We start from the raw sequence: 14343 nt of genomic DNA, 5'->3' as shown, positions 1-14343 counted from the left end.
GCAGCCCGTCCCGGTCGTTGCCCCGTCCGTGCGGGCAGCTCGACAGGGCCCACGGGGCGGGCCGGGTGCCGGCCGCGTCCCGTGACAGGGCCGGGCGTGCGATCGCCCGGCCGGCCGGTCAGCGGCATGTCAGCTCCTCCAGCACCCGGGCCAGGGCGGTCACCCCGGCGGCGCAGTCGTCGTCGCTGGCCGACTCCGCCGGGGAGTGCGACACCCCCGTCGGGTTGCGCACGAAGAGCATCGCCGTGGGCAGGTGCGCGGCGAGCACCCCGGCGTCGTGGCCGGCCCCGGTGGGCAGCACCGGCGCGTCGAGCAGCGCGGCGAGCCGCTTGGCCAGGCCACCGTCGAAGGCGACCAGCGGCGTTGCCGACTCCTCCGTCAGCGCCACCCCAGTGCCGTCGCGGCGGGCCCGCTCCGTGGCCTTTGTGTGCACCGCGTCGACCAGCCCCGTCAGCGTCTCCGGCTCGGCGGCCCGGGCGTCCAGCCAGCCGGTCACCTTCGACGGGATCGCGTTGGTGGCGTTTGGCTCCACCGCCACCCGGCCGACCGTGGCGTGGGCGCCGCGCAGCCGCGCCTCCTTGTTCGCCGCCAGCACCGTGAAGGCGTACGTCAGCATGGGGTCGCGGCGGTCGGCCATCCGGGTCGTACCGGCGTGGTTGCCCTCGCCGGTGAACTCGAAGCGCCAGCGGCCGTGCGGCCAGATGGCGCTGGCCACCCCGACCGCCGCGTCGGCGTCGACCATCGCGCGGCCCTGCTCGACGTGCAGCTCGACGAAGGCGGCGAAGCGGCCGAGCAGCTCGGGTCGGGCGCCCGCCGGCCGGGCGCCCAGCGCCTCGGCGAAGCTCACCCCGTCGGCGTCGCGCAACCCGGCCGCGCGGTCCACGGCGATCTCGCCCGCGAGCAAGCGCGATCCCAGGCACGGTACGCCGAACCGCGCGCCCTCCTCCTCGACGAACGCCCCGACCACGACGGGGCGGGCCGGCGCGACGCCGGCCGCGCGCAGCTCGTCGACGGCGAGGAACGCGCTGACGATGCCGAGCGGCCCGTCGTACGCCCCGCCGTGCGGCACCGAGTCGAAGTGGCTGCCGGTCAGGACCGCGTCGCCGGCCTCCGGGTCGCCCCACCGGGCGAACAGGTTGCCGTTGCCGTCCTCGGTGACCGGCATGCCCCGGCGGTCGGCCTGCTCGCGGAACCACTCCCGCAGGCGCAGCTCCGGCTCGGTCAGCGCGTACCGCAGGTAGCCGCCGCTACGGCCGTCCCGCCCGATCGGCGCGATCTCGTCCCACAGCGCCCGGAACCTGTGAGGAAGGGACCCTTCCTCCGTCACATCCGTTGACAAGATGTTCTTCCTCACGCCTCGGCCATGGGGGTGCGGACGCCGGTGCGGGTGGCGACCTCGCGGGCGGCGTCGTAGCCGGCGTCGACGTGCCGGATGACGCCCATCGCCGGGTCGTTGGTGAGCACCCGCTCGATCTTCTGCCCGGCCAGGGCGGTGCCGTCGGCCACGCAGACCTGCCCGGCGTGGATGGAGCGGCCGATGCCGACCCCACCGCCGTGGTGGATCGACACCCAGGACGCCCCGCTGGCGGTGTTGACCAGCGCGTTGAGCAGCGGCCAGTCGGCGACGGCGTCGGAGCCGTCGGCCATCGCCTCGGTCTCCCGGTACGGGCTGGCCACGCTGCCGCAGTCCAGGTGGTCCCGGCCGATCACCACCGGCGCGGACAGCTCTCCCGAGGCGACCATCTCGTTGAACCGCACACCCGCGACGTCGCGCTCGCCGTAGCCGAGCCAGCAGATCCGTGCCGGCAGGCCCTGGAAGGCGACGCGCTCGCCGGCCATCCGCATCCACCGGGCCAGCGACTCGTTCTCCGGGAACAGGTCCAGGATCGCCCGGTCGGTGGCGGCGATGTCGGCCGGGTCGCCGGAGAGCGCCGCCCACCGGAACGGGCCCTTGCCCTCGCAGAACAACGGCCGGATGTACGCGGGCACGAAGCCGGGGAAGTCGAAGGCCCGCTCGAACCCGCCGAGCTGCGCCTCGCCCCGGATCGAGTTGCCGTAGTCGAAGACCTCCGCGCCGGCGTCGAGGAACCCGACCATCGCCTCGACGTGCTTCGCCATCGACGCCCGCGCCCGATCGGTGAACTCGGCCGGCTTCGCCGCCGCGTAGTCCCGCGCGTCGGCCAGCTCCACCCCCTCCGGCAGGTACGACAGCGGGTCGTGCGCGCTGGTCTGGTCGGTGACGACGTCGATGTCGACGCCCCGGCGCAGCAGCTCCGGGAAGACCGTCGCCGCGTTGCCCACCACGCCGACGCTCAACGCCCGCCGGTCCCGCTTCGCGGCCAGCACCCGCTCGACGGCGTCGTCGAGGGAGTCGGCGACCTCGTCGAGGTAGCGGTCGTGCACCCGGCGGTCCAGCCGGCTGCGGTCCACGTCGACGATCAGGCAGACGCCGCCGTTCATGGTGACCGCGAGGGGCTGCGCCCCGCCCATCCCGCCGCACCCGGCGGTCAGCGTCAGCGTGCCCGCCAGGGTGCCCCCGAACCTCTTGGCGGCGACGGCGGCGAACGTCTCGTAGGTGCCCTGGAGGATGCCCTGGGTGCCGATGTAGATCCACGAGCCGGCGGTCATCTGCCCGTACATGGTCAGGCCGAGCTGTTCGAGGCGACGGAACTCCGGCCAGGTGGCCCAGTCGCCGACCAGGTTGGAGTTGGCCAGCAGCACGCGGGGCGCCCACTCGTGGGTACGCATGACGCCCACCGGCCGGCCGGACTGCACCAGCATGGTCTCGTCGTCGCGCAGGTCCGTCAGGGTGCGCACCAGCGCGTGGTACGACGGCCAGTCCCGCGCCGCCTTCCCGGTGCCGCCGTAGACCACCAGGTCGTCGGGGCGCTCGGCCACCTCCGGGTCGAGGTTGTTCATCAGCATCCGCAGCGCGGCCTCCTGGGGCCACCCACGGGCGGTGCGTTCGGTGCCGCGTGCGGCGCGGACGGGCTGGGTCATCTCGGCTCTCCTCCGGGTCATCCGAGGAACAACTGGCGGCGCGCGGCGGAGGCCTCGAAGGCCTCCAGCCGGCGCTGGGTGTCGGTCGGGGTGGCGTCGCAGATGGCCTGGAGCAGCACCATGGCCAGGGTCATCGGCGCGGTGTGCAGGTCGAAGACGAGCTGCGCGCCGACCGCGGCGGGCAGCACCACGTCGGCGTGCTCGGTGGCCGGGCTGACCGGCGAGTCGGTGATGGCCACCACGGTGAGGCCGGCCGCGCGGGCCTCGCGCAGCGCGTCCAGGGTCTCGCGGGGGTAGCGGGGGAGGACGAAGGCGAGCAGGGCGCCCGCCCCGGCCTCGGCGGCCTGTTCGAGGCGGTCGGTGAGCAGGCTGCCACCGTCGTCGAGCACCCGCACGTCGGGGTGCACCTTGGCGGCGAAGTAGGCGAAGTAGGCGGCCAGCGGGGCGGCGGCGCGCAGGCCGAGCACCGGCAGGGGACGGCTGGCGGCCAGCAGCCGGCCGGTCTCGGCGATCCGGTCCCGGTCGGCGAGCTGCCCGGCGAGGCGGTCGAGGTTGCCGATCTCGGCGCGTACCGCCTGCTGGAGCTCGTTGCCGGCGTCGGTGACGCCGCCCGGGGTGCCGGCGGTCAGCTCGCGCAGCCGGCGGCGCAGCGCGGGGTAGCCGTCGTGGCCGAGCGCGACCGCGAACCGGGTGACCGACGGCTGGCTGACCCCCGCCAGCTCGGCGACCTCGGCCGCGGACAGGTACGCCGCGGCCGGCGCGTGCTGCACCAGGCAGTGCGCGATCCGGCGCTGGGTCGGGGTGAGCCGGACCCCCTGGAACAGGTCCAGCACCTGCTCGCCGGGGACGACGACAACTCCCTCATTCATGTCCTGACTCTATGCATGGAAACTTTCAGGAAGCAACCCTCCTGCCCGGATGATCGCGACGCGGGCCTGACGAACGGTGCGCCGGTCCACCAGGGCAGCCGGCACGTCCCACCACGTGTCGGGCCGGCGACGGCTGGGCGGAAAGGCTGGCGCCGGCTCTGTAGGATCCGCACGGCGGTTGAGCAGAGGAGTTGGCATGCAGCCGGGAGGTCCCTACAGGTTCACCCATGCGCTGGGCGAGTCCCCGGTGGGTAAGGCCTGGGCGGCCATCGACGAGCATGGTCGCTTCGTCACCGTGGCCGTCCTGGACGCCGCCGTTGCCGCCTCGCCCGGCTGGCGGGAGGCGTTCGTCGGCATCACGAACTCCCTGGCACAGGCGCCGGACGGCGTGCCCTTCGCGTACGCCGACTTCTCGGCCGCCGAGCCCTGGGTGGCGTACGCGGCCGAGGTCGGACCAGGGGCGGAGAAGCTGTTCCGCGCGCTCGGCGTGGAGTACACGCCGGCCCCGCCCGCCGCGCCGCCGGTCTCGGCTCCCCCGGTTTCCGGCCTTCCGCAGCCGGTCCCCGGGATGCCCCAGCCCGTGTCGGGAGCGCCCGAGTCGGTGTCCGGCCCTCCGCACGCCCCGTGGGCGTTGCACGCGACCTCGATCCCCGGCCAGCCGGTGTCCGCGGCCCCGCACCCGGTTTCGGCTGCGCCGGCCTCGCCCGCGACGCCGACGGCCACGCCCGCCGACGGCCCGGCCCAACCACCGGCCGCCCAGCCCGGTCCGGGCGGTGCCCCGGTCCACGATCCGTTCGCCGCACCTGACCGCCGCATCACACCCTCGCAGCCGCGTCGGCGCCGTACCGGGCTCTGGGTAGGGATCGTCGCACTGGTCCTGGTCGTGCTCGCCGGCGCCGGCGGCGTGTTCGTCTGGGCGGGATGGGAGGGCTCCGGGAAGCCGGAGAGCACGCCCAGCGGCACCCTCGCGGCGCCCCCGGCCCTACCGGCGTCACCGCCGCAGTCGCCTGGGCTCGAACCGCCCAGCGCGGGCGAGTGGCCGAAGGACTGGCCGAAGTTCACCCCGCAGGACCACGTGCGGACGTTCTCCGACCTCGAAGGCCTGGGCTTCACACTCAAGCTGCCGGGGGAGTGGGACTGCACGCCCGCCGGTCGCGCGGAGGGGTTCGTCAAGTACAACTGCGGTGTCTCCGGGGGCGCGCAGCCGGAGATCGGCGGCGAGTTGATCGTGCGGGACTGCCCGTTGCCGTGCAACGGCGAGCGGCAGACCACCATGCGCCAGGCAGAGGATGCCTGGAGCCTGCAATGGATGCATGGCGGGCAGTACGTCGCCTACGCCGACTCGAGCCGGCTGCAGATCGACGGTGAGCGGCGGTACGGTCTCGTCGTCGTCGCGTACTGGCGCAGCGGAGACAGCGGACGTGTCGATCGTCAGCTGGTCCTCCGCATGACGGCACCGCTCGACGGCGCGGGACGGCTGCGCCGGGTTGCCAACTACCTCCGTGACACGGTGATTTTCTGACCGAGCCAGCTCGCCCTCGTCGCGCGGAGACCGACATGTCCTCTGGTGCCGTCTTGGCGCGTCGGTCTGCCGTCCTGCTCGGCATCATCACGGCCGTGTGCGGTGCCGCCGTCCCCGCCGCGGCGGCACCGACGTACGCACGGAACGAACCGGCCACCGCGGTCGCCATGCCGTCCACCGTCTACCTTGAGGCGACATACACCGGCTACATCCGGGACGTCAAGGCCGGCACCCTGGTTCGCCGGAAGCCGGTGGTCGTCACCCGCCGGTGCAGCGGTGTCGTGGTGAATCCCGACGGCTACGCCGTGACCACCAGCGTCTGTGTGCAGCCGAGCAGGGACGTCCTCCTCGTCAACGCCCTGTACAGGCTCGGCCGCACCCTCGTTCAGGAGAACGGGCTGGCGGCCGACGAGTTGGACGCCTTCGTCGGCAAGCTCAAGGACTCGTCCGCGTTCACCGGCGAGCGGCGGGGCACGAAGCCGTCCTTCACGCTGTTGGGGCAGTTGGGCACGGCGACCTCGGGCGCCACGGCTGCCCCGGCCACCCCCGCGACGATCACGAAGGCACTACCGGCGGCCGACGGCAACGCGGCGCTCGTCAAGCTGCGGCGCACCGGCGTACCTGCCATCGAGATCGACACCGCCGCCGACCTGCGGACCGGCACCCCGCTGGTCGTACTCGGCTACGGCCTCGGCGAGACCACCGGCGGTTCCACCACCTACACCGTGCGGACCAGGGCGGTCGAGATCATCGGGCGGACCGGAACGAACCGCATCGGCGTCGACGGCCAGATCGGTCCCGATTCGCGCGGCGGCCCGGTCGTGGACGCGACCGGCCGCCTCGTCGCGGTTCTGGACACCGACACGTCTGCCGAAGGCGAACCGATCCGGGATCTGATCACCATCGCCAACATCAATCGGGTCCTGGACCAGGGCGATGTCGACAGCCGGCTGAGCGAGGTGGACCGTGGATACCGCACCGCGCTGAGCGCCTACTTCGCCGGGCGGTACTCGCAGGCGGTCCGGCGGTTCGACGACGTCCTGAAACAGGCTCCCGGGCACTCCGCCGCCCAGGCGTACCGGCAGCGGGCCGAGGAGCGGCTGCGCCTCGACGGCGACGCGAAGGAGAACTCGGCGGAGTGGCTGCTGTACCTGCTGTCCGCTGCCGGCGGGGCGCTGATCATCGGTGGAACGAGCCTCGCGCAGCGCCTGCTTCGTGACCGGGCCCGGCCGGCGGGAGTGACCGAGACGGGCGACGCCAGCCGGGGCGGTGACGAGTGGCGGCAGCCACCGCAACGGTTCACCCCACCGGAGCCGAGCCCGGGAAACCGACCCGCCCCGCCGTACACGCGACCGTCTCCGGACAACGACGCCACGGTCGTCCTCTCCCTGGACGACACGGTCGTCCTGCCGCTCGACACGACAGTCATCCTGCCGCGGGTCGAGACCGCGCCGGAGGCTGGACGATCGGCGCGAAAGACGGAGTCGCCCTCGTGGGCACCGGGCGAGCGTCTCGCCGGGCACGTGGATTGGCGAGGACACCATGACGGCCCATGACATCGGCACCGTCCACCGGTCGGTCCCCGCGTCCGCGCCGCATCATGGTGCCCCTGCTGTGGGCCAGGGGGAGCAGGCCTCCGACGGCCGACCGCGAAGCGGCTTCCGAAAGGACATCGAGGGTCTTCGGGCCCTCGCCGTCGTGCTGGTGGTGCTCTGGCACGCGGACGCCCCGTTCGTCTCCGGCGGATTCGTCGGCGTCGACGTCTTCTTCGTCATCTCCGGATATCTGATCACCAGAGGGATGGCGGCGGAGGTGGCTGCCCGGGGCCGCCTGTCACTCACCCGGTTCTATGCGAGGCGGGCGAAACGGCTGCTACCCAGCGCCGCGCTCGTCCTGCTCGTGGCCCTGGCCCTCACGTATCTCTTCCTGCCGGGCATCCGATGGAGAAACACGGCGTGGGACGTCGTGAGCAGCGCTCTCTACGTGGTCAACTGGCGACTCGCCGACCAGTCCGTCGACTATCTCGCCGCGGAGCAGGCTCCGAGCATCGTCCAGCACTACTGGTCGCTCGCGGTCGAGGAACAGTTCTACCTGCTGTGGCCCGTGCTGTTGGCGGGAGTCGCCTGGTTGGTCCGACGGAGGTCCGCCGGCCGTCCGTCCTTCGGCAAGGTCGCCGTGGCGGTCGTCGGCGTTGTCGGGGTGGCCTCCTTCGCATGGTCGGTGGTGCTGGTCCAGACCGATCCCGGCCGTGCCTACTTCGTCACCACGGGACGGATGTGGGAACTGGTGGTCGGCGCGCTGCTCGCCCTGCTGCCGTTCCCGCGGTTGCCCCGCGTCGTGGCGTCGGCGTTGGGTTGGGCCGGTGTCGCGGCCATCGTGGTTTCCGCCGTGACGTTCGACGCCTCGACGCCCTTCCCCGGCGCGATGGCACTCCCCGCGACCGTCGGAACCGCACTCGTCATCGGTGCGGGTGCGGCCAACAGGCACGGGCCGGTGGCGGTGCTGGGCCTGCCACCGCTGCAGTTCCTCGGTGGCATCTCGTACACCCTCTATCTCTGGCACTGGCCGCTGCTCGTGGTGCTCACCACCGGGATGGACGATCCCGGTTTCACCGGTCCGGCTGTCGGGGTGGCGCTTTCGGTCGTTCTCGCGTATCTCACGAGCCGGTTCGTGGAACGGCCGGTCTGGCACTCGCGGAAACTCTCGGTCAAGCCGCAGGCCGCGATCGCGGTCGGGTTGGCCGCAACGGTGCTGTCGGTCTACGCGGGCCTGGTCTTCCACCTCGCCACCGCTTCGGCGCGGCCGGACGACGCGGCCGTCTGGAGCGCTCCGGGCGCCGCCGTCCTGAAGGCGGGCGCCGCCGCCACGGACGTGGGTGCTCCCGTCGACCGCGCTGCGTTGGTCGTCCCCGATCCGCTGGTGGCTCGTGACGACCTTCCGTCGGTCTATGCCGACGGATGCCATGCCAGCCAGACGGAGACCAAGGTCCGGAGCTGCACGTACGGCGCGCCCACCGCAGCGGTCACCGTCGTCCTGATCGGTGATTCACATGCTGCGCAGTGGGTGCCCGCCCTGCGGTCCATCGCCGAACAGCGCAACTGGAAGCTGGTGACGTACACCAAGTCGCAGTGCCCCTTCCTCGACATCGCGGTGGCCGGGGGTGAGGAGGGTCGCCCGAACAACAGTTGCGCGACGTGGAACGACTCCCTGCGGCGCACGCTCGCCGAGGACAGCCCGGACCTCATCGTCACCAGCAGCTTCAACTACTCGGCCCACCGCGACGGTGACGTGCTGCGGGGGGCGGAGAACCACACCGCGCTGGTGGATTCGATGCGTCGGAGTTGGCTGGGGCTGGCCGGGGTGGCGCCCGTGGTGGTCATGAGGGACAGCCCGGCGCCGCGCCTGGACATCGCCGACTGCGTGTCCGCCAACCGTGAGCAGTTGACCAAGTGCGCCGTACCCCGCGACCAGGCCTTGGCCGGCATCGGCCCCCTCCAGGCCGAAGCGGCGAAGGGACTGGCAGGCGTGCACCTGGTCGACCTGAACGACGCCATCTGTCCGACGGACCGGTGCGCGGCGGTCATCGGCGGCGTGCTCGTCTACCGCGACACCAACCATCTGACGGCGACGTACGCGCGGACGCTGGCGGCCCGGCTCGACGAGCAACTGCAGGTGGTGATGAGGTGAGCTGGGATACCAGCCGCCGTCAGGGGGCGCACGCACCCCCCGACGGCGCGAGATCGGTGTGGTTGACAGAACCGGTGGGAACGGCTTTATTGGTACGGCCCTCGTACGTCCTGCCCCTGGTCCACCGTGGCCGGGCGACGGTAGACGCCGCGGCCTAGTAGCCGGACGACGGGTTCTGCCAGATCAGAGGAAGGGGACGGACATCACCGAGGTCTATCCTGCCCCCAGGAGCGAGCACGCTCCACTGATGGCAGGCAAGTCGGTCGCCTTGGTGCACGAGTGGTTCGGCGCCACGGGTGGGTCCGAGAACGTCTTTCTCGAGATCCGCGAGGTGCTGCCGGACGCGAAGGGGTTCGTGCTGTGGCGCGATCGTGACGCCCGGCGCGGGCTCGACTTCGAGGAGTCGTGGCTCGCGCGCACGCCGTTGCGGCGGTCGAAGGCGCTGGCGCTGCCGCTCATGCCCCTGACGTGGCGCACCCTGACCCGCGAGAAGTTCGACGTCGTCGTTTCCTCGAGCCACGCGTTCGCGCACACCGTGAAGATCGGGTCATCCCCGGACACGCGCTACCTGAGCTACATCCATTCGCCGGCCCGGTATCTCTGGAGCCCGGACTTCGACAGCCGAGGATCGAACGGTCTGCTCAGTCTTCCGCGGCGCGTCCTCCGTACGGCCGATGTCCGGCTGAGCCGACACGTCGACAGCTACGCCGCGAACTCGCGCGAGGTGCAGTCCCGGATCCAGCGATTCTGGAAGCGGGACGCCCGCATCATCCATCCACCGGTGGACGTCGACTACTTCGCGACCGCCCCCGCACCGCAGCGGCAGCAGGAACGCGGATATCTGCTGGGCGTCGGGCGTTGGATCCCGTACAAGAAGTTCGATCTGATGATCGACATCGCGGACGCCGCGGGACTTCCGCTGGTGATCGCGGGCTCGGGTCCGGAGGAGGAGTCCCTCCGTCGCCGGGCGGCGCGGGTCAGGGTTCCGGTCACCTTCGAGCGTCAACCGTCCCGGGAACGGCTCCGCGAACTGTACTGGGGAGCCAGGTCGCTGCTCTTCCCCACGCACGAGGACTTCGGCATCATCCCGGTGGAGGCCATGGCCTGCGGGACCCCGGTGCTGGGGCTGCGCCGGGGTGGTGTGCTGGAGACGGTGGTCGACGGGGAGACCGGATTCCTGATCGACTCGAGCGACCCACACGAGTACGCCGCGATGCTGCGGCACGTCGACGGACTTGAGCGCAACCGGATCAGCGCCCACGCCGAGTCGTTCTCCTCTTCCACATTCAGGGCGAAGGTGGCGTCGTGGGTCTCCGATGAGTCGTCCTGAGCGGAAGTCGCCACCCGCCAGGCACACGCAGCGCACGTCGGCCTCATCTGTCGTCGCGGCCGTCGCGGGGATCGCCGTCGTCGCGCTCCTCGCTGTCACCACCGTGCTTCCCCGCCCGACCGTCGCCGGTGTCCTCGGCCTCGTCGTGGTGGCGGTGTGCCTGACGGCCCTCTACAAGACCACCCTCTCCGGATCGTTCACTCCGGTCGCTGTCACATTCTGGGCCTTCGTGACGGTCTGGGTCGGCTTCGCGCCGCTGCTGCAGATCCGCGACCGGCGACTGCCCTGGCCCGACCTGCCCCTCGACCAGCACCACGTCAGCGCGCAGGTCATCCTCCTGCTGGCGGTCGTGGCGTACTGGGCCGGCAACACCCGCAGCCTTCCCGCCCCGCGGCCGACCACGTCGCCGCGTACCCGACTCACGATCGAGAAGACCGTCGTCGTGACCGGGGTCGCCGTCGTCCTGGCGGTCGGCTGCCTTCCGATGACCGGCGGGCTTGCCGTCAGGTTCGGCAGCCGCGACGATCTGCAGCGCGCGATCACCGAGGCGGGGCTGAAGAGCCAACAGGATCTGGCACTGCTCGGGCTGCTCAGCACCTTCCCGGCTGCCGTGAGCGCCGTCGCCCTCGTGTTCTGTCTGCTCTGCTGGAGGAGCCGGAACCACGCGGACTCGAGGGCGAGGACCATACTGCTGATCACCACCGGCGCCGCGGTGACTCTCAACCTCATCTACAACAACCCGCTGTCCGCCAACCGGTTCGCGTCCTTCGGCGTGCTGCTCGCCGCAGGCCTCGCGTTCGTGCGCTTCGAGCGGCAACGCTGGCGGACACTGTTCTCGGTCGGGATGCTGTTGGGGCTCGCCGTCGTCTACCCGTTGGCAAACCTCTTCCGCAACGAGCGCTCGCGCGGCGACCTGCGGCTGGGCCTGGACGCGTACTACACCTGGGACTTCGACGGTTTCCAGCAGACCGTGAACGCCGTCCACCACGCGGGCGTCAACGGCCACACCTGGGGGCACCACCTCGTCTCGGCACTGCTGTTCTGGGTGCCCCGATCCTGGTGGGAAGGAAAGGCGATCCCGGCGGGCAACGCCGTAGCCGACAGCCGAGGCTACGAGTTCCAGAACCTGGCCCTGCCGTTCTGGGCGGAAACGTACCTGGAGTTCAGCTTCGTCGGCGTGGTGGTGCTGTTCTTCTTCTACGGCAGGCTCGCGCGCCGACTGGACCGCGCGCTGACCGGATCGCCGGCCAGTCTGGGGACCGCTCTCACGGTCATGTTCGCCGCGTTCCAGATCGGGCTGTTGCGTGGTCCCCTGGGCGCGCAGATTCCGTTCGTCGGCGCCGCCTTCGCGGTGCTCATCCTGGGCGTCGTGGCCTGGTCCGGCCCGCGTTGGGGCGCCACCCGCCCGCCCGAACCCGCGGACGACCGTCCTCCGGTGGGCGAATCGACCAAGCTCGTGGAGCTGCGCTGATGAATGATCCGTTGCCCAGGGTGGCATTCCTGGCCGACTGGTGGTGGCCGGAGGACGTCGGCGGCGCGGAGCGCTCCGCCCGCGCGGCGGCGCTGGAGCTGGCCCGGTTCGCCGAGGTGTCGGTCTTCGTGCCGGCCGCCGTCGAGTCCTCGTACGTCGACGGCCCGCTCACGGTGCACGCCGTCCGCAGGCCCTTCGCCCGGCGCGTGCACGCGGACACCAAGCTACGCCGAGGGCTGGAATTCCTGAGCGCGTGGCTCCTGCCCTGGAACGCGTCGCGTCTGGCAGGCAGGATCGAGAGCTTCCGACCCGACGTCGTCGTCGCGACGAACGTCTCGCGCACCGGCCCGTGGTTGCCGCGTTGGGTGAAGGCCCGCGGGGTGCGGTACGTCCGGGTCTTCCACGACCTGAGTGACACCTGTTGGCGCCGCTCCAGGCTCAAGGATTCGCGCAGCTGCGAGACGGTCTGTGGGGAGTGCCGGATCAAGGCGCGGATCATGCGTAACGCCACCCCGCCCTCCGCGGTGAGCGTGTGCGTCTCCGGCTTCGTCCGGGACGAGCTCGTCAGTTCCGGCCTGACCACCCCGGCCGCGAGCCTGGTCGCCTATCCGCTGATCGGTCCGGCCGAGCCGGTACGGGCGCCACGGCGCGGCGACGGCCGGGAGGTGGTCATCGGGTACATCGGCCGGGTCAGTCCGGTGAAGGGCATCGAAGCCGCTATTCGTACCGCAGCCGCCTACCGGCGGAACACGGGCAAGGCAGTCAGCATGGTCGTCGCCGGAGAGGGGCAGGCCGACTACGTGCGGACGTTGGTGGACCTGGCCCGGTCGGAAGGGCTCGACATCCGCCTGCCGGGGCACATGGCCGTCGACGCCTTCTGCGAGTCCGTGGACGTCGTCCTGATTCCCTCCAAGTGGATGGAGCCGTTCGGGCGGGTCGCTGTCGAGGTCGGGCGCGCGGGGAAACCGATGCTGGTCTCGCCGCTGGGCGGCCTGCCCGAAGCGGCCGCCGTCTCCGGCGGTGACTACGCGTTCGCGGAGTTCCAGGACCCCGAGGCAGCCGCGGTCACACTCGGAGAGCTGCTGGGAGGAACGTCGTACCGCGCCCCGTCCGCACCCGGGGCGGCGATGCCGCTGGTGCAGGGCGTCGCCGCCGCCACCCGCCGGGTGCTGTCCGGCACCGGTGACGGGAACGGCAGGCGGCAGCCATGACTGGTACCACGGGAGGAGCGCGGAACTGGGCGCGGCTCGCCCTGACCCTGGGCCAGCTCGCTCTCATGGGCACGAGCCTGATCTTCAGTCTCTCCCTGGGGTACGCGGGCGACCTGTCGGCGGTCGGAGCCACGGCGCCGGCCATGCTCGTGTTCCAGCTGACCTGCGGCGTCCTGCAGCGGTCGCTCGCGGAGGCGACGCTGCTGAGTTCGGCCCACGCCGAGCGGGCGGCTGAGCGGTCGGACTGCCAGTGGTCCGTGGCCGCCGCCCTGGCCGGGGGGCTCATCGGTGCGGCCGTGGCGGTGGCGTCGGCGCTCGCGGTGCCTGGCGGGTCGCTCGCGTTGTCGGTCGCCTACGCGGCCGGGATTCCCTTCGCGATCGCGTTGGACATCGGTCGTGCCGCCGGCGTGGCCGCCGGGGCCGCCCGCTCCGTCTTCGTGGAGACGGCCGCGTGGCTGGCCGCCCAACTGGCACTGATGATCGTCTTTGCTGCCGCCCACTCGCCCCTGCTCGTCTGCGTGTCGTGGGCCGCCGTGAACGCGGCGTTCTTCCTCGCCTCCGCCCGCCACATCCACCGGCGGCCGATGTTCACCGGCCTGTTGGCCTGGGTGCGGTCGCGGCGGGGCGCGATGGGTGCCGCCTCGCTCGACGCCTTCCTCGTGGGCCTGACGCCGGTGCTCGCCATCCAGGCCACCGCCTTCGTCGCCGGGGCGGCCACGCTCGGCGTCATCCGCATCGTGCAGCAGCTGTTCGCGCCGCTGGCATTCGTGTCGATCACGTTCCGCCGGGTGCTCGTGTACCAGCGGAAATCCGAGGTCAGCACGTCCAGACGGCAGGACTTCCGCGACGGGATGCTTGCCTTGGCGCTGATAACCGCCGGCGCGGTCGTCCTCGGGGCGGCGGTGCTCGTCGGGCGGGAACTCGTCCCCGCGTTTTCCTTCATCCCCGTGGGTTTCGTCCTGCTCGCGGCCGGTGTGGAGAAGGCGGCGCTCGGGTTCTCCTACGGCTGCTCCCTGAGCAGATTCGTGCGAGGGGAGTTCAACGCTCTCCTACGAGCCCGCTGGGTCATGCTCTTCCTGACGGTGCTCGCCGCGCCGTTGCTGACGGCCGGGTTCGGCGCGCCTGGTTACCTGGTCGGCTCAGCCGTCGGAATGTTCGTCTACTCCGTCGTCGTTCTGGCGTTGCGTGCTGGTCAGCGACCACAGTCGACGTTCCAGGGGGCAGCCGCCAAACTTTCGTGACACGTTCCTCTC

Annotated in this window: 10 protein-coding genes; 7 read left to right on the top strand and 3 right to left on the bottom strand. The window is 71.8% G+C overall.

Features of this window, described 5'->3' with window-relative positions; translation table 11 throughout:
* Window positions 1-118: 118 nt before the first annotated feature.
* From AB0D32_RS00420 to AB0D32_RS00410, 3 genes are read right to left on the bottom strand one after another with little or no spacing between them, the layout of a single operon-like run.
* Window positions 119-1339 (bottom strand): allantoate amidohydrolase, encoded by a 1221-nt coding sequence (locus AB0D32_RS00420; RefSeq protein ID WP_357082468.1) that lies wholly within the window; start codon window positions 1337-1339, stop codon window positions 119-121.
* 11 nt (window positions 1340-1350) lie between these two features.
* The gene (hutU, locus tag AB0D32_RS00415; RefSeq protein WP_357082465.1) at window positions 1351-3000 is read right to left on the bottom strand and encodes a urocanate hydratase; all 1650 of its coding nucleotides are present in this window, start codon (window positions 2998-3000) and stop codon (window positions 1351-1353) included.
* Between the two features lie 17 nt (window positions 3001-3017).
* Window positions 3018-3869, bottom strand: coding sequence for a MurR/RpiR family transcriptional regulator (locus AB0D32_RS00410; RefSeq protein ID WP_357082462.1), 852 nt, complete (start codon window positions 3867-3869; stop codon window positions 3018-3020).
* Between the two features lie 196 nt (window positions 3870-4065).
* Here AB0D32_RS00410 and AB0D32_RS00405 point away from each other — a divergent pair, with 196 nt between their 5' ends.
* The 7 genes from AB0D32_RS00405 (at window position 4066) to AB0D32_RS00375 (ending at window position 14331) form a co-directional block, all read left to right on the top strand.
* Complete coding sequence (locus AB0D32_RS00405) at window positions 4066-5391, top strand: hypothetical protein (RefSeq protein WP_357082459.1); 1326 nt, start codon at window positions 4066-4068, stop codon at window positions 5389-5391.
* 53 nt (window positions 5392-5444) lie between these two features.
* The gene (locus AB0D32_RS00400) at window positions 5445-6947 is read left to right on the top strand and encodes a serine protease (RefSeq protein ID WP_357082456.1); all 1503 of its coding nucleotides are present in this window, start codon (window positions 5445-5447) and stop codon (window positions 6945-6947) included.
* Between the two features lie 58 nt (window positions 6948-7005).
* A complete protein-coding gene (locus AB0D32_RS00395) occupies window positions 7006-9078 on the top strand; it encodes an acyltransferase family protein (protein ID WP_357082453.1) in 2073 nt (690 codons plus the stop codon).
* Window positions 9079-9325: 247 nt separating this feature from the next.
* Window positions 9326-10408, top strand: a complete 1083-nt coding sequence (locus AB0D32_RS00390; protein ID WP_357082450.1) for a glycosyltransferase — start codon at window positions 9326-9328, stop codon at window positions 10406-10408.
* Window positions 10395-11879, top strand: coding sequence for a hypothetical protein (locus tag AB0D32_RS00385; protein ID WP_357082447.1), 1485 nt, complete (start codon window positions 10395-10397; stop codon window positions 11877-11879). Before AB0D32_RS00390 ends, AB0D32_RS00385 begins: the two co-directional genes overlap by 14 nt.
* Window positions 11879-13090 carry a glycosyltransferase gene (locus AB0D32_RS00380; protein WP_357082444.1) on the top strand — a complete coding sequence of 404 codons (1212 nt, stop codon included), beginning with the start codon at window positions 11879-11881 and terminating at the stop codon, window positions 13088-13090. Before AB0D32_RS00385 ends, AB0D32_RS00380 begins: the two co-directional genes overlap by 1 nt.
* Window positions 13087-14331 (top strand): hypothetical protein, encoded by a 1245-nt coding sequence (locus tag AB0D32_RS00375; protein WP_357082441.1) that lies wholly within the window; start codon window positions 13087-13089, stop codon window positions 14329-14331. The genes AB0D32_RS00380 and AB0D32_RS00375 overlap by 4 nt, the downstream gene beginning before the upstream one ends.
* Window positions 14332-14343: the final 12 nt, after the last annotated feature.

This window comes from Micromonospora sp. NPDC048170 (assembly GCF_040652795.1).
Taxonomy (GTDB): Bacteria; Actinomycetota; Actinomycetes; order Mycobacteriales; family Micromonosporaceae; genus Micromonospora.
This window is presented reverse-complemented; position numbering and strand designations above follow the sequence as displayed.

Excerpts from the sequence above, each read along its gene's own strand:
- hutU (WP_357082465.1), bottom strand. The coding sequence starts at position 3,000 with ATGACCCAGCCCGTCCGCGCCGCACGCGGCACCGAACGCACCGCCCGT.
- AB0D32_RS00410 (WP_357082462.1), bottom strand. The coding sequence starts at position 3,869 with ATGAATGAGGGAGTTGTCGTCGTCCCCGGCGAGCAGGTGCTGGACCTG.
- AB0D32_RS00405 (WP_357082459.1), top strand. The coding sequence starts at position 4,066 with ATGCAGCCGGGAGGTCCCTACAGGTTCACCCATGCGCTGGGCGAGTCC.
- AB0D32_RS00390 (WP_357082450.1), top strand. The coding sequence starts at position 9,326 with ATGGCAGGCAAGTCGGTCGCCTTGGTGCACGAGTGGTTCGGCGCCACG.
- AB0D32_RS00385 (WP_357082447.1), top strand. The coding sequence starts at position 10,395 with ATGAGTCGTCCTGAGCGGAAGTCGCCACCCGCCAGGCACACGCAGCGC.
- AB0D32_RS00380 (WP_357082444.1), top strand. The coding sequence starts at position 11,879 with ATGAATGATCCGTTGCCCAGGGTGGCATTCCTGGCCGACTGGTGGTGG.
- AB0D32_RS00375 (WP_357082441.1), top strand. The coding sequence starts at position 13,087 with ATGACTGGTACCACGGGAGGAGCGCGGAACTGGGCGCGGCTCGCCCTG.